Genomic DNA, 21683 nt, shown 5'->3' with positions numbered 1-21683 from the left:
GCACCCGGCTTTTCTGTTTCAGGGCACTCGATCAGGGCGCCTCGGTGCCTATATCCTCTTCACCAAACCGCTTGTGGGTGCCATCGCAGTAGGGAGCGTTGCTGGTGTGCTTGCAGCAGCACAGCACTGCATCGCCACTTTCCCCGGGGCTGAACTTCTGCGGCGTAATGCCCGTGCCCTTGTGGGAACCATCGCAGAATGGCTGGTTGTCAGAGCGGCCACAGGCACAGAACATGTAGTTCTCGCCAGCCGTAACGCTGACCTTCGCCGGTTTGTTATCGGCAACAACTGGTTGGGTCATGGTGATCCTCTCTTCTTCTCTGGGTTTCAGGGCAGCTCCGTGCACCTTCTGTGTAACGCGTACGAACGCATGCCGTCCAGAGCTCATCGCGGAGTTGTCCTGGGGAGAAGAGAAACATCGGGAAAGAAGGGCAGGGACGGGAGCCGGACTGACCGGCTCCCCGGGTTACTTACGGCAGAAGTGGGACCAATCGTTTACTGCTGGGCTTCCCGGCTCGCTTCCAGAACCGATTCCACGCGGCGGTTCTGAGCCCGGCCCTCAGCGGTATCGTTGTCCGCCACCGGCTGGGATTCACCGTAGCCTTCAGCGCTCACCCGGTCCGCGGCGATGCCCATTTCCTCCACGAGGACCTGTTTAACGGCTTCCGCGCGGCGCTGGGAAAGGGCCCGGTTGGCCTCGGCGTTGCCAACACTGTCTGTGTGGCCTTCCAGTACCAGGGTGCTTTCAGGGAACTCACGCATGGCTTCGGCCACGTCACGGATCTCCGGCAGGGAACCCTCAGTGACGTTGGCGCTGGCGGTCTCAAAGCGCACATTGAGAGTCTCGCGCACGCTTTCCTTGAGCGTTTCGTGGCAGCCCTGATCATTGACCTTCGCGCCTTCCGGCGTGTCCGGGCACTGATCGTTGCGGTTGGTTACGCCGTCATTGTCGGAGTCGCGCTCAATGGCGCAGCCCGCGTCATTCACCGGGGTGCCGGCGGGTGTGTCAGGGCAGTCGTCACGGCTGTCGGGGACGCCGTCATTGTCCGAGTCCTGCGGCTTGGCGGGCTCCTGCTGCGGGGTCGGAGCCGGTTCGTCACCGCCGGTGCCAAAGGCGTAGTTCACACCCAGATAGACCTGCGTATCCTGGCGGCTGTTATCAAGGATGAAGTCGTGGCGCGCGCCCACATCGATGAAAACATTGCTTGCGACCGCACGCTGAACGCCCACACCGATGCCGGTCAGGGTTTCAGTGTCGTCGCTGCCATTGGCGGAAAACTCATGGTGCCCGACGGCAATCCCGGCATAGGGCTCGAACCCGGCCAGGTCAAAGCTGCCAAAATGGCGGCGGCCCTCGATCACTGCGGTGTCGAGATCTGTCTCACCGCTGCCCTGTTCCGCGTCCAGCTCGCCAGTCTCATACAGTGCCTGTACGGACCAGTCGGACTGGAAGCGGTAGCCGATCTGGAGACCGGGCAGCAGGGCACTGTCGAGATCCGCGCTGTCCTGGCGCTGGCCGTTGGTGTCATGGAAGAACTGGGTGCCATGGATGCCCAGGTAGGCGTATTCTTCTGGCAGCTCCGGGGTCGCTGCTACTGCTCCGGTAGCTGTCATCAGCATGAGGCCGGCAATGGCTTTTTTCATCGGTATCTGTGTCCTGTGGTTGAATGATGCCTTTGCAGTCTATCAACCGTTAAACGGATCACAAAATGTAACCGGCGCTACCAGATCCGGCTACCGCCCTCACCGCCGGAACTGATGGAAAGCAGCACCTGGTAATCATCCAGGGAACCGCCGCGATTGAGGCGGGATTCGTACCGGTCAGCGCTGAAGCTGAGGTTAACATCCAGGCCCGTACGGTTGTGGGTGGGGGCGAGCGCCTGCCACTGCAGTTCACCGCCCAGGTACTGCCGACGCCTGTCCCGGATCTGCAGGGAGTCCACCGGTTCACGGGTGCGGCTCAGCTTGAACGTGTTGCGGTACACGAGTTCGTCCGGGATCAGCCAGGCGTCCGCAGTGAGGCGGAACAGACTCTGTTGGCCCGTCATATCCAGACTCCCGTACTCCCGGTGCTCGAACTCACCGTAAGGCTGCAGGCTGAGCCAGCCCCAGGGGGAAAGGGTGAGACCCGCAAAGAGTTCGTTGCCATGGCTGGTGACCCTGTGCGGGCCATAGCTCTCCTTGAGCTGACGGTAGCTGTAGCCCAGGGAACCGTTGTCAAAGGGAGTCAGGTTGAGAAATACCCGCCGGGAGGAGCGGGCGCCTGTCATGGACAGGTTGCCAGGCGTGTGGAAAGCGTCGCCCACGTGCTTTGCCTCCGCACCGAACTCCCAGCCAAGGAACGGCAGGTGCGTCTCCGGACGGTACCGGAGGGCTACCGTGTGTGCGGTATCCGAGACCTTGTGGTCCGGGCGCTGGTCAAGAGCGGAGCGCCGGCTGATGGCCCGTTCCAGGGTCAGGCGCAGCCGGTTGTCGTCCCAGCCACTCTGAATACCGACCGAGTACCCCTGCTGGTGCATCGCCCGGGAATTCCGGGAGCCGGCCACATAGCCCGCCCAGAAGGTTGTATCGGAGCCGGCGATGGGCAGTGTCGCTTCCCAGACACCCCCGGTATACCAGGGAGTATCGCCGGAAAGCTGCATCTCACGGACGGTATCGGGTGCTTCGCCAGCGCTGACAGCAAAAACCGAAAGATTGCTGTTCAGCGGCTCCAGTTCGCTTGTGGCGGAGAGCCCCCAGTCCGTATCCCCGTCAAAGAGAAGTCCCTGTCTGGCCGCCTGGTGGTGACCAAACTGGATACTCAGGTTGTCCATGCGGCTTGAGAAAAGGAAACGATCAAGGTTCAGCTTTGTTCTGGATTCTGTCTGGGCGTGGCCCTTATCCGGCGCATCTGCCGGGTCCAGCGCCCCATCCATCGTCAAGCTGAAGTTCCATTGCTTGAGGCCGCCCAGCCCCAGATCGCCGTGCGAGGCATTGAGGTTCAGCTCTCTTGGCTCCCCGGCCCACGCAAACGCCGTGGTCACCATCAGGAGCGCGATCAGGGTTGTGGCTGTGGTTTTCCGTATCATCAACAGCGCGCAGCGACCGGGAAGTGGGCTGGCATCGAGCCAGTAAAGTTAGAGAGAGTATAAACTATATCCCGGAGATCGTTGATTACGAAATACAATTCGCTACAGACGGTAAGATTGTGAAGGGAATGGATACTTAATCAGAGAAATAGTCCTGCATCCAGTCAAATAATGTATCCGCGCCCACTTCGGTCAGGGGGATGCTCCGGAAAGGGCCACCGGGTTCCTCATCAAGCCCGATGAACTCAAAGAGCAGGGTGCCGGGCTGTTCATCGTGCAGTATCAAAACAATGCGCCGGCGGGTGCGCAGGCAGTCGATGGTCATGACGTCCGCAGGGATACCACTGTCCCGCATACCCTGGCGGACCTCCACGACCGGGTTGATGTGTTCATGCGCCTGCTGGATACGGTTATGGGCTTCGCTGGCCAGGTCGGACAGGGTCTTGAGGGGATCTTCGGGCATGGGCAGGGCACCTTGCGATGGACATTCCGGGAAAGCGTAGCAGATTCCTGTACGCGGATGCGTCAGCGAAGTCGGTTGTGGTAGTGCAGCGGTTAACACCTGCTGGAAAGTGGCGAGGCGAGGGCGCCGGAGTAGTCCCGCACGTTCTGAAGGATCCAGGCGTCGGGCGTCGGTGAGGTACCGTGGCCCCGCAGTACATGGACCGTTCCGGTGCCCTCCATGATCACCGCCTCCACCTGTGAGGGATCAATCACGTTCGCCTTGCGTAACTGGCAGCGCAGGTCGTCCTCCGTGACCCGTGCGATCTGCATGTTCTCCGCCAGTAACTGGCCGCCCGGGCCCATCAGCAGGATGGGGTCATTGTCGAAGGTTCTCCGGGTTGTCTCGTTGTGGCGGCGGAGCCGGGATACCACCAGCTGCAGGCCGTATAGGGTGGCGGCCGCTGTTACGCCCTGCAGCAAAGGCGGGTCCGTGGATACCACGGAGGTCGCCAGCAGTGAGCCAATGGCGATGGTGACCGCAACGTCGAAGGCGGACATCTGGGCAAAGCTGCGTACGCCGGACCAGCGCGCCAGCACCAGAATGGTCAGATACATGCCCATCGAGCTTAGGACCACGCCCAGCAGGGCGATTGGCGTACTCCCGAACCACTCATTCATGAGGTGTCATCCTTATTCGGCTGTGTCGGTCAGATGGACCATCATAAATCGGGCGCGGTCATTTTCTCGATGATTGAGTCAGTTCAACATTTGCCGCCATCAACAGGCCTATAATCGAAGCCAGGGAGCCGGTGAAGCGCATCGGTTACAGCGCAGCGGGAGTGTTGGTGATGGGTGATGCACGGGAACAGATGACGGCGGTCGATACGGCCTGGTGGCACATGGAGAGTGAAGATAACCCCATGATGATCACGGGCGTACTGGTTCTGGATCGGCAGGTGGACATCCAGGCGTTCCGGGAACTGCTGGAACAGCGGCTGCTGCGCTACAGCCGGTTTTCCCAGCGTGTTACTGAGGATGACGGCAGGGCTTTCTGGGAAGAGGATCCGCATTTTTCCCTGGATAACCATCTCCATCATATAGCGCTCGCGGAGCCGTGTGATCAGCAGGCACTCCAGGATCTCGTGGGGGACCTCGCCAGCACCCCACTGGACGCCCGGCATCCCCTCTGGCAGTTCCATCTTGTGGACCATTACGAGGATGGCGCAGCCATTGTGGCACGTCTGCATCACTGCATCGCGGACGGGCTCGCGCTGGTCCAGGTGCTCATGTCCCTGGCCAGTGAAGGAGGGCTTCCTGAAGCAGAACATGTGGACCAGCTGCCCGCTGGTGGTCTGGTCAGATCCCTGACCGGATCCATGCGACGAATAGCTCAGCAGGGCGTTCACCTGGGTCATGAACTGTTCGAGGAGGGTATGGAGCTCGCTCGCCATCCTGAGCATGTCACGCACTGGTTCGAGGAAGGCCGGGAGATCGTCAGGGAAGTGGCTCATCTTGGACTGATGCCGCGGGACCCGAGCACTCACCTGCATGCCGACCTGTCGGGGCGTAAGCGCGTAGCCTGGGCTGATCCCCTGCCGCTGGCGCGGGTCAAGGAGCTTGCGCATCAACTGGAGGGCACGGTCAACGATGTTCTGGTGGCTGCTGTTACCGGTGCGCTCAGGCGGTATCTGAGCGAGGCGGACCGGTACATCAAAGGGAATATCCATGTCACTATTCCCTTCAACCTGCGCCCGAAAGATCAGCCCGTTAAGTCTCTGGGCAACCACTTTGGTCTTGTGCTGGTTGAGTTACCCCTTGATGAGCCGGATGCCATAAAGCGTTTCAAAAAGGTGAAAAAGGCACTGTCGGAGATCAAGAATTCCCAGCAGCCACGGGCAACTTTTGGCCTGCTGGAACTGTTTGGCTACGGTCCCGCGGCTCTGGAGAAATTCGCTCTCAACACGCTCAGCGACAAATCGTCACTGGTGTTGACCAATGTGCCGGGCCCGCGGTCGCCTCTCAGCATTGCCGGGGCTCGAATCCTGCAACCGCTTGTCTGGGTGCCCCAGTCCGGCCACCTCGGGGTGGGGCTCAGTATCCTCAGCTACGCTGGAACCGTGCAGTTCGGCCTCATCTCGGATGACAACATGGTGCATGCACCGAATCGGGTCGTGCGGTACTTCGTTGAAAGCTTTCAAGAGCTCTATGAACAGAGTTTCGGCAACATGGGGCAGAGCCATGCCACCCCGAATCTCAAGTGATACCGCTCCGTTGGCTCTGGCGACGGGCTGGGCCCCGGACGGGCGTCAGGCGGTGGCCTTCACGTAAATGTGGGTGATCGGGGAGTCCGGCTGTGTCTTCCTCTCATCCACGGTAATATAGTCCAGTGACTTCATGAGCTGCCCCAGCTTTTCATACCCGTAATTGCGTGAGTCGAACGAGGGGTACTTCTTGTTGAGGTAGGAGCCCACCCCGGAAAGCGGTGCCCAGCCATCGTCCTTTGAAACGGTGTTTACCGCCGGAATGAGAATGTTCCGGAGATCACTGGTCTGTTCCGCATCGACGGGCTGCGGCTCGTCAGCGCTGTTGCGGCTTTTCAGTATCTCGGTGTAGATGAACTTGTCGCAGGCGGAGACGAAGGGTTCCGGCGTCTTGCGTTCACCAAAGCCGTACACCGTGAGCCCTGACTCCCGGATCCGTGTTGCCAGCCTTGTGAAATCACTGTCCGATGAGATCAGGCAGAACCCGTCGAGCTTGCCTTCATGCAGCAGGTCCATGGCGTCGATGATCAGTGCGGAGTCCGTCGCATTCTTACCTACCGTGTAACTGAACTGCTGGACCGGCTGGATGGCATGCTTGTGCAGATGCTCCTTCCAGCCCTTGAGGTTGGTTGTGGTCCAGTCGCCGTAGGCGCGCTTAACGCTGGCAACGCCGAAACGTGCGACTTCCGCGAGCAGTTCGGCGCAAAGGGAGGCCTGGGCGTTGTCCGCGTCGATCATGACAGCGAGGCGCTGGTTTTCGGTATCAGCCATTGGGGGTCCTGGTAAGGTGTGTCCATTGGAACGAAGGATAGTTGCGCGGATCATAGCATCCGGCAGGGAGTGCTGATCTACTGTTGTCGCAACTTTGCCTGAAGCCGCGCTATGCAGTCGGTGAATATCCGGCTGACCCGGGTCTGGTCGCGGATCATCGGGATGCGTGGCCAGGTGGCGCGCTCGCCCATCCGGATGTACAGGGCCAGATCCTGTTCATCCGGGTTGGACAACACCTTGCGGTAAAGGCCGGGCTGAGCGGGGAACTGGATATTGATATCGCCCAGGTAGGGCTGAGTGGCCACCGAGTGGGCCTGATCCAGCAACGGCCGCAACAGTGAACGGGACCATACATTGCGGCTGACCTGAAGGGATGTGGCCAGTTGTGCCTTCAGCACGGACGTGGTCGCCTGCTTGAGCGAGGCCCTGGCGCCACTGTTCTCATGATGGTTGATGAAAGGCAGTACATGGGGATTGGCCTGGCTGACAATGGTGCGATTGACGTTGTTCAGCCGCGCCATGCGCATCAGCGGCAGGTCCCCGTGAACACTGCCGTCAATCCAGCGCTCGGTGCCCATGTAGGGCTTTTCCGCGCTGCGCTCGCCGTTGGGATCCCGCGCCCGGAGTGTTACCGGCGGATAGATCCCCGGCACCGCACAGGAGGCCAGAACGGCGGAGGAAACCAGTACGTCCGGAGCCGCCAGTGCATTGAGAAGTCGTGGCTTCTGCCGGGTGCGGGTGGGTGAGACGGAAATATTCAGAGTGCGCCCGCTGTGTTCGGCCGCTTCCCGGAAACTCATGTCGCCGACATTGCTCCGGATGTGGCGCAGCAGCTGCTGCGGGTCCATGAGATGGCGGTGTCGCCAGATCTGACCGGGTTCCAGCCACCGGAAGGCCTCCAGGTGGATGTAGCCGGGCTCATAGAACAGCCGTTCCAGCTCCTGATTGTTCCGGGAGCACACGCCACCGGCAACAATCGCGCCCATGCTCGAGCCCGCAATAACTCCAGGGAGAAGGCCCTGTTCCCAGAGGGCACGTGCAACGCCGATGTGATAGATGCCGAAAGCAGCACCGCCACTGAGCAGCAGCGCCGGCCGCCCGAATACCCGCTCGGCCTCCTGGAAAAGCTGCAGCTTGTGCGCCTCGGAAACGCCCGGCATGGGGTGGTCGCAGATGAAGTTCATGGCGTTTTCCACTTCATCCAGGAATTCCGTGGCCAGTTTTGTGGTGCCCGTGCGGGCCACGCTATAGAGCTCGGGGTTGGACAGTTCCCCCAGATGCCGGTAAAGACTTTCCTGGAGAACCCGGTTCAGCGCCGCCACATCGCCTTTTTTACGGTGAACGCGCATGGCGTAGAGGTGCTCGCGGATCAGCTTTTCATGCAGAAGATCCGAGCCCGGCCCTTCACGCCAGTCCAGCAGGCCCTCGGCTTCGTCCAGGGCCTCCGCGGCGGCGAACCATTGGTCGTAGGTTTCAGCGCGGGCCAGTTGTTTCTGCAGGTGTCTGTGATGGGTACTGGTTCTGGGCATCTTTGCTTACAATGAACGGCGTTGTGGCAACCACTGATGACGGTTGTCTGAATGGGTGGTGCTTCCAGTCAACGCATTATGCCACAAGCTCCTGGATTTCCTCGTAGATGGCCACGGCCGGACGCCGGTCAGCGCCCGCGGCAGATGATGTTGTTATGCTCAGAATATCGAACACCGTTGAAATCGCTGACTGGGAGATCGAATTCACCCAGATCCGTGCCCAGGGGGCGGGTGGCCAGAACGTCAACAAGGTTGCCTCGGCGGTGCACCTGCGTTTTGACATCCCCAACTCCAGCCTGCCGCCGTTCTATAAGGAACGGCTGATGGCGCTCTCCGACCAGCGCATCAGTAAGGAGGGCGTGGTGATCATCAAGGCACAGTCCCACCGCACCCTTGAGCTGAATAAAGACGACGCGATGCAGCGCCTGAAGACGCTGATCCAGGGCGCCGTGAAGCAACAGAAGGTGCGCCGGCCCACCAGACCGACCAGGTCAGCGCGGCGACGCCGCGTTGACAGTAAGACGCGGAAAGGCAAAACCAAGGCTCTGAGGGGCAAAGTCGACCCTTGATGGTGGGGGGCGCTGGCCGATCCCGTCGCCATGGCGATCTCCTGGCGCGTTGGGGGGAGGAATTCATACTGTTGTTGCAGGAAACAACGGAGGCGGAAACCCGGACGAAGTCCAGAGTCGCAACCAGGTCTCCGTGGGTCGCACGTCGGACGGGCTGCACCTTTCCTCCACACCGCTTACCGCCTGAAGATGGGCGTAGCGTCAGGCGGTGGCCTTCACGAAGATGTGGGTGATCGGAGAGTCCGGCTGGGGCCTTCGCTCATCCACCGAAATGTAGTCGAGTGACTTCATCAGTTGCCCGAGCTTCTGGTACCCATAGTTGCGCGAGTCGAACGATGGGTATTTCTTGTTGAGGTAATCGCCCACTCCGGAAAGCGGCGCCCAGCCATCGTCCTTCGAGACCGTGTTCACGGCCGGAATCAGGATATCCCGCAGGTCGCTGGTCTGCTCGGCATCGACTGGTTGCGGCTCATCCACATCGGTCCGGTTTTTCAGGATCTCCGTGTAGATGAACTTGTCGCAGGCCGAGACGAAAGGCTCCGGCGTTTTGCGCTCACCGAACCCGTACACGGTCAGCCCCGATTCGCGGATCCGTGTGGCGAGGCGCGTGAAATCGCTGTCCGATGAGACCAGGCAGAAGCCATCCAGCTTGCCTTCGTGGAGCAGGTCCATGGCATCAATGATCAGCGCGGAGTCCGTGGCGTTCTTGCCCGTGGTGTAGCTGAACTGCTGAACCGGCTGGATCGCGTGCTTGTGCAGGTGTTCCTTCCAGCCCTTGAGGTTGGTGGTGGTCCAGTCGCCGTAGGCGCGCTTCACGCTGGCAACGCCGAACCGCGCCACTTCCGCCAGCAGTTCGGGGCAGAGCGAGGCCTGGGCGTTGTCCGCATCAATCATCACGGCGAGGCGGTCGTTGTCGTTTTCAGCCACGGGGGGTCCTCTGGAATTGGGGGAAGATGGGGAAACTATATCTGATATGGCCGGGAACCTCAGTAAATGGCTGTTTTTCGACCGTCCCCTTCGACGCTCCAGCCGCGATACATGCCCTCGCAGTTGAAGGGTGTCGTGATGGCACCGTTACGGTCCAGCGCGATGATGCCTCCGGTTCCGTTCAGGGCTGTAAGCTCGGTCATGATGACGTCCTCGGCGGCGCGTTCCAGTGACACGCTGGTGAGCCGCATGCGGGCGTCGATCTCATGGGCGGCACACAGGCGTAAAAAGGCTTCGCCATCGCCGGTTGCGGATACCGCACAGGTGGCGTCGTCGGCATAGGTCCCGGCACCGATGACCGGGCTGTCGCCGACGCGACCGGATCGCTTCGCCGTCATGCCGCCGGTGGAGGTCGCCGCTGCAAGATGGCCGTTCCGGTCGCGTGCGACAGCGCCGACAGTACCGTGACGGCGGGAGGGGTCATCGTCGAGCGTCCCTTCCGCTTCCATCTTCAGCGTTTCCTGCAATGCGTCCCACCGTTCCTGCGTGAAGAAATAGTCCCGCTCTTCGAAATCGAGCCCGGCGGTGCGTGCGACGGCAAGTGCGCCCTCGCCAATCATGAGAACGTGATCGGTGTGTTCGAGAACGCTACGGGCAGCCAATACTGGGTTCTTCGGCCCAAAGATTCCGGCGACGGCACCCGCCTGGCGATTGCGGCCGTCCATCAGGGCGGCATCCATTTCCTGCTGCTCATTGCGCGTGAAGACGGCGCCGCGACCCGCATTGAAAAGCGGTTCGTTTTCAAGGGCGCACACCGCCTGCGTCACGGCGTCGAGCGCGGAGCCATCGGCGTCGAGAACGGCTTCACCCGCGCTCAACACCCGCTCCAGGGCGGCGTGATAGTCGGCCTCACGCTCTGGCGTCATTTGATCGCGATGCAAAACGCCCGCGCCGCCGTGAACTGCGAGACTGAAGCCGCCCATCATGTCGATTCTCCAGAAGGTTCAGGTTACCTGTTGCGCATTCGACACACGGAAGCCCCGGGATTGGATGATTCCCAGTCTGTGTCGGCGCTGCAGCGACAATGAGATTCAAGCACCGCCGGCAACCAGTGTGCTATACATAGAGATGTATGATTCGGCGGACATCGTCATTTTGGGGTTTGGAGTGCAGTCAATGAGTACACCCGCCAAGAGTACCCCTGGAGGGCCGCTTGTCGCAATTGGCGGCGCGGAGGATAAGACCTCCGAGGCGGAGATACTGCGCCGTGTCCTGTCGTTGTCGAAAAAGGATGCGCCTGTGGTTGGCGTCATCACGACGGCGAGCAGCGTTCCCGACGATGTATTCGGTGAGTATCACGAGGTGTTTTCGGGCCTGGGCGCGTCGGAGGTTCTGGACATCCGGATCCGCGAGCGCAGCGACGCGGCGTCGGAACAATTCGTTGAAATGATCCGGAACTCGGACATTGTTTTCATCTCAGGCGGCGATCAGATGCGGCTGACGAACATTCTCGGCGGTTCTCCGGTTTTGGAGACGATCCGTGCGCAGCGTCAATCGGGCTCCGTGATCGCGGGGACGAGCGCGGGGGCGGCCTGTCAGTCCCAGACGATGGTCTATGGCGGACCGGCCACCGATTCCCTGCGCAAGGGTGCGGTACAGATGGCCGCCGGCTTCGGTCTGGTTGATGGCATCATCATTGATACCCACTTCCTTGAGCGTGGACGCTTTTCGAGATTGATGGAAGTCGGCGCCACCAACCCCGAATACCTGGGCGTCGGCCTGGGCGAGGATGCGGCGGTCCTGTTCGAGGGCGATGTCATGCGGGCTTTCGGGCCCGGCCATGTCATCATCGTGGACAGTTCCCAGATATCAGGCTCGAATGTGTTCGAGCTTTCAGATGGTGAAGCGGTCACCGTACACAACGTCATCATGCACGCGCTGGTCGATGGTTATGGGTTTAACCTGAAAGACCGGCGGGTCCTGGGCCCTGACGAGCTCAGGGCGGCAGGTCTGGAGCACTGGATTGCGAATTCTTGAACACCGCGCTCTGCGCGGGCCGAATTACTACAGCCGCTATAAAACCATCTATATGCGGCTCGCTATCGACGAACTGGAAGAGCGGCCGAGCGACAAGGTTCCAGGGATAGCTGACAAGCTCGAGAAGCTGATTCCCAGCATCCACGATCATCGTTGCTCGGTCGGGGAACCAGGGGGCTTCCTGAAGCGGCTCAGGGATGGTACCTGGGCTGGGCATCTGGTCGAGCATCTGGCGATCGAGTTGCAAAATCTGGTTGGCTTTTCGGTCGGCTACGGAAAAACCATCGATAGCTATGACCCCGGAATCTACAACGTAGTCTATCGCTACCGGGACGAAGCCACAGGCCTCGCCGCGGGCGAGGCTGCGGTCGAGATCGCCCAGAAGCTCTATGACGGCGAGGACGTGGACCTCGATCCCACTATCGATCGTCTGAAAGAGGTTCGCGATGCCAATGCCCTCGGCCCCTCCACCGGATCGATCGTCAATGCCGCCAGGGCTCGAAGCATTCCGGCCTATAACCTTACCGAAGGCACCAGCTACACGCAGCTAGGCCATGGCGTCAAACAGCGGCGGTTCCAGGCGACGGTGACGGATTCATCCGGAATCATCGGCCACTCGATCGCGGATGACAAGCAATGGACCAAGCAGATACTGGACAACGCCGGAGTCCCGGTGCCGCGCGGGCAAGTCTGTTATTCCTTCGAGGAGGCGCGAAGCGCGGCGGACTGGATCGGGTGGCCGGTCGTCACCAAACCACTGTCGGGCAATCATGGACGCGGCGTGACGACCGACATCCCCTCGATCGAAGACCTGAAAGCCGGATATGAAGCGGCCTATGCGCATCATGAAACCGTGCTTGTGGAACGCTACATCAAGGGCGAGGACCACCGGATTCTGGTGATCGGCGGCAAACTCGTGGCTGCGGCCCGCCGTCGGCCCGCTCATGTGACGGGCGATGGAACGAACACCATCCAGCAACTCATTGATATCGAGAATTCGGATCCGCGCCGTGGCGTGGGTCATGAAAACCTGCTGACCCAGATCCATGTGGACGAACAGACCCACCGGATGCTCGAGCAGGCGGGCTATACACTGGATACCGTGCTGCCGGAAGGCGGGATTGCGTATCTGAAATCGACCGCCAATCTCTCAACGGGCGGAACCGCGACGGATCTGACCGACGACGTACACCCGGAAGTGCGGTTCACGATGGAACGGGTGGCCCGGCTTGTCGGGCTCGACGTGATTGGCATCGATCTTCTGGCTGAAAACCTGGTCTTGCCGCTGGACCAGCAGTCGGCCGGTGTCGTCGAAGTCAATGCCGGACCGGGTTTCCGCATGCACATGGCTCCGACCCACGGCACGCCCCGTCCCGTGGGCGAGCATGTGGTGGATATGCTCTTCCCCGACCCGACGAATAACGGCCGGATTCCGATAACCGCGATCACCGGCACCAACGGCAAGACAACGACGACGCGCCTGACCACGCATATTCTCCGCCAGGCAGGGCATTCCGTTGGCATGGGGTGTACCGGTACGGTCGAGATCGACAACCATGTCATCCTGCGTGGTGACTATTCCGGTCCCGGGGCAGCACAGGCCGTGCTTCAGGAGCCGACCGTCGAGCATGCCGTGCTCGAAGTCGCGCGTGGCGGCATCATGCGGCGCGGGCTGGGCTTTGACGAGAGCGATGTCGGCGTCCTGTTGAATATCGCCTCCGACCACCTGGGCGAGCGCGATATCCATACCCTGGATGAACTCGCCCGCTGCAAGACCGTCGTCGTCGATTCGGTGAAGAAGGAGGGCGGGTACTGCGTTCTCAACGCCGACGATCCACTGGTGATGGAGCACGGCACCTATTGGGCGCGCGGTGAAATCATATACTTCACCATGGATCCCGATCATCCGGAGTTGGGCGAGCACCTCAGTGACCACCGCATGGTGCTGTCCGTGAAGAACGGGAAGATCGTTCTGCTGAAAGGCAAGGTCACGGTCGACATCGTCGACGTCAACGATGTGCCGATCGCCTTCGAGGGCCATGCCCTATTCAACGTACAGAACGCGATGGCCGCGGCCGGGGCCGCCATCGGCCACGGGGTAGAGATCGATGACGTTCGTGCGGGGCTTCTGACCTTCCATCCGACACCGGCGCAGATGCCGGGCCGCACGAATTATTTCGAGGCGGATGGTGTGAAATGCCTGATCGACTACGGTCACAACGTCCCGGCGCTGGAGGCGCTTGAATCCCTGGTCAGGGGGCTGGCCACCAAGCGCCGGATCGGTGTCGCCACGGCACCGGGCAACCGGCGGGACGACGATCTACGGGCCCTGGGCGGGCAGCTCGCCAGTATGTGCGATCTTCTCTATGTCTATGAGACGGACGCCCGTGGGCGCGAGACCGGCGAGACGGCGAAGCTCATTCACAGTGGTGCCACGGATGCCGATTCGTCCGTTCAGGTGGAAACGATCCTGAGTGAACAGGAGGCAGTGGCAAAGGCCATTGCCGAGGCGGAGGAGGGGGATTTCCTGCTGCTTCTTGTCGATGACATCGAAGGCACGACGGAACGTCTCAAGGGTCGAAGCTTCCCGACACAGGCCGAGATCGCCTCTGGTTCAAGGCGTGAGCGCACGATCTGAGCTTCGAATGGAAAGCTGTAGCTTGCAATCGTCACAAGCATCGGCCCCTACCTTCTATGGTCATATCAACGGGATGCCCTGAAACCCTCCGGGCGCCTCAGGGCCGCATACAGCACGAGGACAAAGCAGGCCAGGACAAAAACCTTGTTAACGAACCAGTTGGTCCGCCAGATCGACCACTCCGGGTCGGCCAGGAAACGCGGGCCATTCAACGCCCCTTCTTGAGCAACCAGGTTTTACATCAGATCCAGCGCCTTACCCGAGCGGCGTACTCGTCAAAGGGCTGGCCGAACAGCGCCCGCATGTGGCGTTCCTCCGGCAGGATCTGGAACCGGTTGATGTAGACGATGAATCCCGGGATAAGAAGCAGCGACAGGGCATTGGTCAGGTACAGGGCCCAGGCCAGCAGCACCACAGCAAGCCCCAGGTACATCGGGTTGCGGCTGAAGCGGTAGATCCCGTGCTCCACCAGCTGGGCGGATTTCTGGGGCGTATGCGGATTGATCGTGGTACTGGCACGCCAGAACTGCAGGACACCAATCAGGGCAATGCCGAAACCAACCGCTGCCACCACAATCGCCAGCGTCGCTGGACGCGGGAATGGCAGGGCCGCGCTTGGAACGAGCTGCGCGACACTCCACATCAGCACAGCGACTGTCAGAGCAATCAGGGGTGGAGGGATTGTCAGTTCAAGTCCTTTCTTCATGAAGCCTCCTTCGCATGAGCCTATCGTAAACCTGAATCTCCTCCAAGCGTATAACTGAAGAAGGTTTGCAGCGGGATGTCCGCAAAACGCTCAGCGCACAGCCCGACGACGTAAGCGTTGTCCTGATCGGAAAGGATGGCGGGGTTAAACAACGAAGCCGGGGTCTGGATGTCGCCGGGATCTTTTCGTTGATCGATACAATGCCAATGCGCCAAAGGGAAATGCGCTGAACCGGATCAGTCATCGCTCCGGTGCGTGCTCATAAGCGATATCACGCGCTGTCTCAGTGTCGTATGTCGATGATGAGCTGCGGTGGACCACTCAGCTCACTGACCCGATAGCGGTTCGGCGACTCGACGCCCAGGACCCATGTCACGACAGCCTCAAAGTCGCACGTCAGCTCCAGCTCGGAGAGCACGGGCAGGTTCAGCATGCGCTCCCGCTCGGCAATCGTGGGCTCGCCTTCGCTGGTGTGCGCATTTGCTGGGTACATCCGGATCTCGAGCCAGCCGTCGCCGGCCACCTGTGTGGTCCTGCCGGACCCGCACTTTCTTACCGGCTGGTCGATGTACTCCAGATGGTAGCCCGGAACCCGCTCGTCGAACTCGAAAACAACCCGGTCTAATTCTTCATGGGTGGCGGTGCGGACGGCGACAAGCGTGGAGGCGGGGGCGTCGGATTTCGCCTGGTCGATGATGCCAGCCGTCCACGCAGTCTCGTGGGTGGTATCCGGCTCGGCTTTGGCCTGCGGTGAGTCGTGCTGCTCATTCATAGCCCCGGCGCCGCATCCGGCCAGGACCGCAGAGGCGATTACAGCAATTGCCGCAGCGAGATTTCGGGCCTTCGTCATCCTGTTTCCTCGTTTGTGCGATTAGGGGGAAACCGTAATCCTTGCAAGCAAAGTTTCGAGTTCACACTTCTCCCGGAGACCCTGCTTAACCGCGAAGCGAACCGGTACCCTTCAGTGCGTTCGGGTAGCATGACTGGTTATGCTCTGTGATCCACGGTGGAACCGGAATTCCAGGGGCGAATATTGTTCAGCTGCTCGGCCAGAGCATCTTCGGCCAGTTCAGTGTCATAAGCGGCCTGTGCCCGCAACCAGTAACCATTGGAAAGCCCGAAGAAACGACAGAGTCGCAGGTCGGTATCGGCCGTTATAGAGCGCTTCCCGGCAATGATCTGTCCGATACGCTGAGCAGGGACTCCAATCTCTTTAGCGAGGCGATACTGCGAGATCCCCATGGGCTCAAGAAATTCCTCCTTCAGCAGCTCGCCAGGTGTTACAGGATCAATATCGCGCATGACTCACCCCCTAATGGTAATCAACGATTTCAACATCTTCCGCGCCAGCTTTCGTCCAACGGAAACACAATCGAAGTTGCTGGTTAATCCGGATGCATGACTCAGTCAGGCTCCTCAGCGAAGGAACACCCACGCTGTTTCTATAGCAACTGCAAGAACCAGCTCTGGAACCAGGACCGGATTGGCAGATTGCCATAAAAAGGTGTGTAAACCGGGTGTTCAGAAAGTCCCTATAAGCGTAGGTTGAGGAGCATTCAATGCGAGTGAACAACAGGAGTTCGTTACATGCAAACCATTGTGGTGGAGCGCAGGAACTGAGCCTATGGATTACCCAAAGCGCATTGTCTGCCTGACCGAGGAAACCACTGAAACGCTCTACGCCATTGGTGCCGAGGATCGCATTGTTGGTATATCCGGCTTTACCGTGCGCCCCGAACGGGCGCGGCAGGAGAAACCAAAAGTCTCCGCTTTCACTTCCGCCAAGATTGGGCGGATTCTTGAGCTGGAGCCGGATCTGGTGCTGGGATTTTCGGACATGCAGGCCGATATTGCCGCCGAACTGGTGCGTGCCGGGGTCGCCGTGCACATCTTCAACCACCGCACCGTTGACGGCATTCTCTCCATGATCCGCACCCTCGGCGGCATGCTCGGCCTGCATGACCACACCGAACCCTACGCGGATGAACTGGCGTCACGAGTGGAGGCGATACGGGCGAAGCAGGCTCAGGGGCCACGGCCGCGTGTTTACTTCGAAGAGTGGGGCGACCCGATGATTACGGGCATTGGCTGGGTCTCGGAGCTCATCCATATCGCCGGTGGCGAAGACGTCTTTCCCGAGCGGGCCGCGGAGCCCGGTGCCAGGGAGCGTATTATCGAAGACCCCAATGAGGTTGTGGCGCGCCAGCCGGACCTCATTATCGGCTCCTGGTGTGGCCGCAAATTCCGCCCGGAACAGGTTGCGGAACGACCGGCCTGGGATGCCATTCCCGCCGTTGCCAACAACGCGCTTTACGAAGTGAAGTCACCGTTGATTCTGCAGCCGGGGCCTGCTGCGCTCACGGATGGGCTGGACGCACTCTGTGAGCTGATTGATCGGCACCGGGAGGTGTAGAAATGCTGCGAGGCACGCCGGAACCGAGAGGTTCCGGCGTTACTTTTGAAGGAACTTCCGGAGGAAATACAGGTCGCGGTCAAAACCGCAGTTACTTTGCGGCTCGCTGTACCGCGACGTAATGGGTGACTTCTCCTCCATCCAGTACCGGCGTCACGATCCATTCGATGGTGAATGGCGAACCGTCCTTACGGTAGTTGGTCGTACTGCCGTGGAAGGTCCGGTGGTTCTTCAGGTCATCGGCCAGGCGATCCGTAACCGCCTTTTCCGTTTCCGGACCCTGCAGCAGGCCCGGCGTCTTCCCCAGAACCTCCTCGGCCGAATAGCCCGTCAGTTCCGTGAACGCCTCGTTGACATACACCACCACTGAATCCTTATGGTCATTGGCGGCTTCCGTTACCATCACCGAATCAAAGCTGATGTCGGCAAGGGCTCTGAAAAGAGGGAATTGCAGGGCTTCTTTGGGATCACTCATACAGTACCTTAGGCTCTTCGAGCCATTTTGGTTAATCTAAGGAAATGTACGAATACGGATTGGTGCTGTATCACCAGCAACTATGCTAGCGAACTCTCTCTCGTAATAACGTTTTGGCTTTGCGGCGTACCGGAGCGCAGCGTAGGTGCGGCTGCCAACAGCCAGTGGTTATGGGAGTAGAGTGCCAGACCGAAGCTGGCGTCAGGGGAGGGCAGCGACGGCAATGAGGCTGGAAGATACCGGCCCTGCTGGTAACCGTCATCAAAGTCAGAAAGAAACCTCGACATGGCCGCCACCACAACCGAGTATTCGACGGTTCAGGTCGTCTTCCGATAATCCGAACATCGCCCGGTACTCATAAAAGACTGGCCCCATGAGACTACATTGGCTAATTCCAAGTCGGACTCTCCCTGGACTGTAGCGTGAGGGGCTTGCTTCCCCAGACCTGTACAAGGGTAAATGTGAACTGAACGCGGTCCGGATCATTCACCGCCTGCTCGACGCCGCTGATTAAGCGATCAAGCTCCCCCGCCGTTGTGAGTCCCGCGTCGAGCATTCTCTCGCGCATTGCCCTGGCGCCAATCAGGGGCATGCGCATATACGGGTGCCGGTCCTGCAACGCCTGGACAGATGTCCGGATCTGCACATCCTCCAGGCCACACGCCCTGAACATATGGAACGTCCGGCGACCGATGTTGATGTCGCCACGCAAAGCGAATGTTTGCTCCAGAAGATCCGGATCGGAGTCAAAGCCCAGGACCGATCCGGAGTCACCCGCACGGCGCGACATTGGGCCCAGGATACCGGCACCGCCACAGCCCATGTCGGCACAGGCCCATTCTGAACCAACGTAATCGTTCGCTGGACAGCGCTCTGTTGCTCTGGGTAGCATTCTGCCCAATAGAAGGAGTTTGAAGCCACCTCTAGGGAGAGAGTATTCATGCCGGAAATCAGATTTGCCCGTTCAACCCGCCGTCCCAGTGACATCGTTGGCGATGACCCCGATACCCTGAAACAGTTCTGCGTTGCCAATGGGTTGGGGGAGCACGCATTCCTTGCTGAAGGGCGCGCTTATTCGCTGGACACCGGGGATGCCAAGACACGGTCTATTGTGCGAAGCATCAACAGTCTGCCGCTCGCCGAGCGCAAGAACGCCGCCAACGCCACCGCTTCTATGGGCGATGGCGTCCATACGTTATCGGCCTTTGCCGAGGAACATCTTTCCTTTTTCGACCTGAAGGTCATCAACAGTGCTGTTAATGGAGGCTCCGGTGCCGCCTATGTGCGGTTGAGCGGTTTCCAGAAAGCAGTTGCCGACTATCAGAAAAAGCTGATGGAACTTCAGGACTCCTATCGCCGTCATTCCGGACCTGGACGAGGGGCCTACCTTGCGAAGATTCGCCAACAGATAGGCCAGGCCTACCAGAATCTTGAAAGCCAGTACCGTGCGGAGTTGAACCGCTTTGCGCCGGAAGCGTTCCGGGCCAAAAACAAAGGGGGTGCCCTGAGTAATGCCGGGCGGGGGATCCGGCTTGCCGAACGCAGTGCCAGTCCGGCCAAGCCCGATCCGCGCCTGAATGTGGCAGATACCATTCAGGCTGACCGTATGGCGAAACTGGCGAAAGGTTTCAATTATCTTGGAAACGCGGCGGTGGCAGTGGATGGTGCCTTCCGTGTCGGCAAGGTTAAGGCGACCTATGATGCAGGTGGTAATTGGCTGAAAGAGAGTTCCCGGCAGATGACCGGTTTTGGGTTTGGCGGTGCGGCAGGGATAGCCGCAGGCAAGGCTACCGTGATGGGCGGAACTACACTCGCGGCTAGCATCGGTTTGACAGCTGCCGGGCCCGTAGGTCTGGCAGTAGTGGGAGTTATTATTGTATCCGGAGCTCTGGTCGGTATCGGGATTGGATACTATTTCGATCAGATGGGGAAAAATCTAGCCGATTTGCTCTGGGACTGGTAATCGAGATGATCTTTCTGGAGTCCGCCAAAAACCTGTTTCTTTTGATCCTGGGATGCTCTTTCATACCCCTTGCGGTGGCGTGGGTCACCTTCGCGCGAGTTTCCATGGCCCGTATCGAAAAGGCCATGAAACGGGATGGTCTGGATCGCCCCTGCCCTTGGGATGGGGTAGGAGGTCGAGTCGTGTGGTATGCCTGTGCCATTGGTCTGCCCATCGGCCCCTGGAATCCGGTTAATGACCCCTTGGTCGATGTGCCCCTGCTACGACAGTACGCCAGACCTGTGGACCGCAAACTGGGCCTGGCGTTTGTTGTCGCAGCGGGTACTTTCCTCGCCATTGGCATCTTCGGCATTTTTGTATTCGATTTTTCTTAACGCAGAAATAAGCGGCGCCCCGACAGGGGCGTCCGGTGGACGGCCGCCAGGCCGGGAACGAACTTAATTGACTTGTTAGCGAATACGGCACTGGACAAGCTACCGCACCCAGCCTTCTTGGAATATCTCATACCCGTCGGCATCAATGTTAAGTGTCGCATCTAATGGGCCACCAGCTGACTCTTGCAGCTCCGAGAGGTCTTGGCCTACCTCGACCGACGCTTCTTCGATCTTCTTCATGACCGAGGGCTTTATGTCCTCCTCAAATGCTGAGATAACCCGCTCGATGTCCCTATACACCTGACTCAGGTCGAGATGCTCTTCAAATGCCTCTAGCCGAAAGGCACCAGCCGGATATTCAAGTTTCTGGGAGACGGGATTTGGCGACTCAAATCGTGTCCATTCCTCTCGAAGCATACCGGAGGTGTGAATGTGCAAAACGAAGCGCAACGGCTCTGTACTTTTAACGAACACCCAGTAGACAGCTCCAACGGCCGGCAGTACGTTACCCTTTTTCACTGTGCGATTTTTGATATTTTGATGCAGATGCTGATAGCGATTTCGCAGACTACCAACGTTCTTTGAGTGCTCTAAGAATTCTGAAATCGCATCTGGCCTACGCCCAGGAAGAGCGGAAAGAAACTGATTCAGCATATGCACATGCCCAACGAAGCCCCATGCTGCGTCGAATAGTTCCGCACGAGCTCTCCAGCTGATTTCGGCCTCTTCAGATTCAGATACCTCCTGAGCCAGCCTTCGCAACCGCGCATAAGCAACCCCGGCCATTTCAATGGACATGGCAATAGCCTCAAAGAAATACCGCGTCTCCGGCTGGAGCCACTTCGGGATATTCCGAAGGACTGATTCTGGTTGCAGCATGTCGGCCATGTTTACTCGCTAACGAGAAACACACCGGCGCTCCTCGCGCGTCCGGTGCTGTGACTTGTTATAGCTTTTGTTCAACCTTGGTAATGGTTCCCTGGGCAACCGCGACCATCCGCTCACCATCTCCTCGAATTGCAACTACATTGCACTGGCAGACCGCTTGATTGCTTCCTGACGAAAGAACGGACGCCTTGGCCACCAATTTGTCACCAATGGCGGGGCGAAGGTAGTTAATCTTGAACTCCGAGGTAACTGAATCTCCCAAGACCGAACCACCCGCGTAGGTCAAAGCATTATCTGCCAAATAGCTAACCACTCCACCATGAACGAATCCATGTTGCTGCTTCAGCTCTTCACGCACCACGAGTGAGAGATTGGCGGTTCCCGCCTCAAACACCTCTAATTCAGTTCCAAGTAAGACACTGAATGGCTGACTCTCTAGTATCTTTTTTCCAAATTCAAACAGCTCACTCATTGTTTGCTCTCCTTGCAGATATAACGAGACTGTAGAAAAACCCATTTCCGGGTAAACTCCACAGCCTTCCTGCTTGTTCGTTTCACCAGCCCAATCGCTGGTCCGATCATTTTCCGCCGGTTCCGGTGTCCAGTTCCGTTTAGCCGAT

Annotated in this window: 24 protein-coding genes; 8 read left to right on the top strand and 16 right to left on the bottom strand. The window is 59.4% G+C overall.

Translation table 11 applies throughout. The annotated features are described in order from the left end of the window. Positions 1-31 precede the first annotated feature (31 nt). From GLW01_RS14315 to GLW01_RS14295, 5 genes are all read right to left on the bottom strand, one after another. Positions 32-301, bottom strand: a complete 270-nt coding sequence (locus GLW01_RS14315; RefSeq protein WP_160899512.1) for a CDGSH iron-sulfur domain-containing protein — start codon at positions 299-301, stop codon at positions 32-34. Between the two features lie 194 nt (positions 302-495). Continuing rightward, complete coding sequence (locus tag GLW01_RS14310; RefSeq protein ID WP_160899511.1) at positions 496-1644, bottom strand: OmpA family protein; 1149 nt, start codon at positions 1642-1644, stop codon at positions 496-498. Positions 1645-1721: 77 nt separating this feature from the next. After that, a complete protein-coding gene (locus GLW01_RS14305; RefSeq protein WP_160899510.1) occupies positions 1722-3068 on the bottom strand; it encodes a hypothetical protein in 1347 nt (448 codons plus the stop codon). Positions 3069-3204: 136 nt separating this feature from the next. Further along, positions 3205-3531, bottom strand: coding sequence for a hypothetical protein (locus tag GLW01_RS14300; protein ID WP_160899509.1), 327 nt, complete (start codon positions 3529-3531; stop codon positions 3205-3207). 92 nt (positions 3532-3623) lie between these two features. Then, positions 3624-4190 carry a DUF421 domain-containing protein gene (locus GLW01_RS14295; protein ID WP_160899508.1) on the bottom strand — a complete coding sequence of 189 codons (567 nt, stop codon included), beginning with the start codon at positions 4188-4190 and terminating at the stop codon, positions 3624-3626. A 170-nt stretch (positions 4191-4360) separates the two neighbouring features. On the opposite strand from GLW01_RS14295, the gene GLW01_RS14290 reads away from it, so the two are divergent. Further along, positions 4361-5773 (top strand): wax ester/triacylglycerol synthase family O-acyltransferase, encoded by a 1413-nt coding sequence (locus tag GLW01_RS14290; RefSeq protein ID WP_160899507.1) that lies wholly within the window; start codon positions 4361-4363, stop codon positions 5771-5773. A 45-nt stretch (positions 5774-5818) separates the two neighbouring features. Here GLW01_RS14290 and GLW01_RS14285 read toward each other — a convergent pair whose 3' ends face one another. Further along, complete coding sequence (locus GLW01_RS14285; RefSeq protein ID WP_160899506.1) at positions 5819-6544, bottom strand: NYN domain-containing protein; 726 nt, start codon at positions 6542-6544, stop codon at positions 5819-5821. 77 nt (positions 6545-6621) lie between these two features. Then, positions 6622-8073: a DUF3336 domain-containing protein gene (locus GLW01_RS14280; protein ID WP_160899505.1), complete on the bottom strand. Its 1452-nt coding sequence runs from the start codon at positions 8071-8073 to the stop codon at positions 6622-6624. A gap of 155 nt (positions 8074-8228) precedes the next feature. Between GLW01_RS14280 and arfB the strand changes: the two genes are divergently transcribed. Continuing rightward, positions 8229-8642, top strand: a complete 414-nt coding sequence (gene arfB / locus GLW01_RS14275) for an alternative ribosome rescue aminoacyl-tRNA hydrolase ArfB (RefSeq protein ID WP_160899504.1) — start codon at positions 8229-8231, stop codon at positions 8640-8642. Between the two features lie 201 nt (positions 8643-8843). Here arfB and GLW01_RS14270 read toward each other — a convergent pair whose 3' ends face one another. Further along, on the bottom strand, positions 8844-9569 hold the full coding sequence (locus GLW01_RS14270) for an NYN domain-containing protein (RefSeq protein WP_160899503.1): 726 nt from the start codon (positions 9567-9569) through the stop codon (positions 8844-8846). A gap of 59 nt (positions 9570-9628) precedes the next feature. Next, positions 9629-10555, bottom strand: a complete 927-nt coding sequence (locus GLW01_RS14265; protein WP_160899502.1) for an isoaspartyl peptidase/L-asparaginase family protein — start codon at positions 10553-10555, stop codon at positions 9629-9631. A gap of 190 nt (positions 10556-10745) precedes the next feature. On the opposite strand from GLW01_RS14265, the gene GLW01_RS14260 reads away from it, so the two are divergent. After that, positions 10746-11606, top strand: coding sequence for a cyanophycinase (locus GLW01_RS14260; RefSeq protein WP_160899501.1), 861 nt, complete (start codon positions 10746-10748; stop codon positions 11604-11606). After that, positions 11593-14244 (top strand): cyanophycin synthetase, encoded by a 2652-nt coding sequence (gene cphA, locus GLW01_RS14255; RefSeq protein ID WP_160899500.1) that lies wholly within the window; start codon positions 11593-11595, stop codon positions 14242-14244. Before GLW01_RS14260 ends, cphA begins: the two co-directional genes overlap by 14 nt. A gap of 241 nt (positions 14245-14485) precedes the next feature. On the opposite strand, the gene GLW01_RS14250 is transcribed toward cphA, so the two are convergent. Next, on the bottom strand, positions 14486-14950 hold the full coding sequence (locus GLW01_RS14250) for a methyltransferase family protein (RefSeq protein WP_202405759.1): 465 nt from the start codon (positions 14948-14950) through the stop codon (positions 14486-14488). A gap of 65 nt (positions 14951-15015) precedes the next feature. Here GLW01_RS14250 and GLW01_RS15890 point away from each other — a divergent pair, with 65 nt between their 5' ends. After that, positions 15016-15180, top strand: a complete 165-nt coding sequence (locus GLW01_RS15890; RefSeq protein ID WP_202405758.1) for a DUF4174 domain-containing protein — start codon at positions 15016-15018, stop codon at positions 15178-15180. A 53-nt stretch (positions 15181-15233) separates the two neighbouring features. Here GLW01_RS15890 and GLW01_RS14240 read toward each other — a convergent pair whose 3' ends face one another. Both GLW01_RS14240 and GLW01_RS14235 read right to left on the bottom strand, forming a co-directional pair. Next, positions 15234-15800, bottom strand: a complete 567-nt coding sequence (locus tag GLW01_RS14240) for an AMIN-like domain-containing (lipo)protein (protein WP_160899499.1) — start codon at positions 15798-15800, stop codon at positions 15234-15236. Positions 15801-15937: 137 nt separating this feature from the next. After that, on the bottom strand, positions 15938-16252 hold the full coding sequence (locus tag GLW01_RS14235; RefSeq protein WP_151439239.1) for a HigA family addiction module antitoxin: 315 nt from the start codon (positions 16250-16252) through the stop codon (positions 15938-15940). Positions 16253-16574: 322 nt separating this feature from the next. Between GLW01_RS14235 and GLW01_RS14225 the strand changes: the two genes are divergently transcribed. Then, positions 16575-17363, top strand: coding sequence for a cobalamin-binding protein (locus tag GLW01_RS14225; protein ID WP_160899498.1), 789 nt, complete (start codon positions 16575-16577; stop codon positions 17361-17363). A 91-nt stretch (positions 17364-17454) separates the two neighbouring features. On the opposite strand, the gene GLW01_RS14220 is transcribed toward GLW01_RS14225, so the two are convergent. Next, positions 17455-17838: a PAS domain-containing protein gene (locus tag GLW01_RS14220; protein ID WP_160899497.1), complete on the bottom strand. Its 384-nt coding sequence runs from the start codon at positions 17836-17838 to the stop codon at positions 17455-17457. Positions 17839-18226: 388 nt separating this feature from the next. Then, on the bottom strand, positions 18227-18628 hold the full coding sequence (locus tag GLW01_RS14215; protein ID WP_160899496.1) for a hypothetical protein: 402 nt from the start codon (positions 18626-18628) through the stop codon (positions 18227-18229). A 150-nt stretch (positions 18629-18778) separates the two neighbouring features. Here GLW01_RS14215 and GLW01_RS14210 point away from each other — a divergent pair, with 150 nt between their 5' ends. Continuing rightward, entirely contained in the window at positions 18779-19801 is a 1023-nt protein-coding gene (locus tag GLW01_RS14210; RefSeq protein WP_160899495.1) for a hypothetical protein, read from the top strand. Between the two features lie 5 nt (positions 19802-19806). Then, positions 19807-20175 carry a hypothetical protein gene (locus GLW01_RS14205; protein WP_160899494.1) on the top strand — a complete coding sequence of 123 codons (369 nt, stop codon included), beginning with the start codon at positions 19807-19809 and terminating at the stop codon, positions 20173-20175. 99 nt (positions 20176-20274) lie between these two features. Here GLW01_RS14205 and GLW01_RS14200 read toward each other — a convergent pair whose 3' ends face one another. Both GLW01_RS14200 and GLW01_RS14195 read right to left on the bottom strand, forming a co-directional pair. After that, a complete protein-coding gene (locus GLW01_RS14200; RefSeq protein ID WP_160899493.1) occupies positions 20275-21063 on the bottom strand; it encodes a hypothetical protein in 789 nt (262 codons plus the stop codon). Positions 21064-21121: 58 nt separating this feature from the next. Then, positions 21122-21683: PaaI family thioesterase (locus GLW01_RS14195; RefSeq protein ID WP_237416605.1), on the bottom strand; the 562-nt coding region annotated here is incomplete at its 5' end.

Source organism: Vreelandella halophila, from assembly GCF_009856365.1.
In the GTDB taxonomy this organism is placed as follows: Bacteria; Pseudomonadota; Gammaproteobacteria; order Pseudomonadales; family Oleiphilaceae; genus Halospina; species Halospina utahensis_B.
Note: the sequence above shows the minus strand (reverse complement) of the source record. Positions and strands in the feature narration are given on the sequence as shown.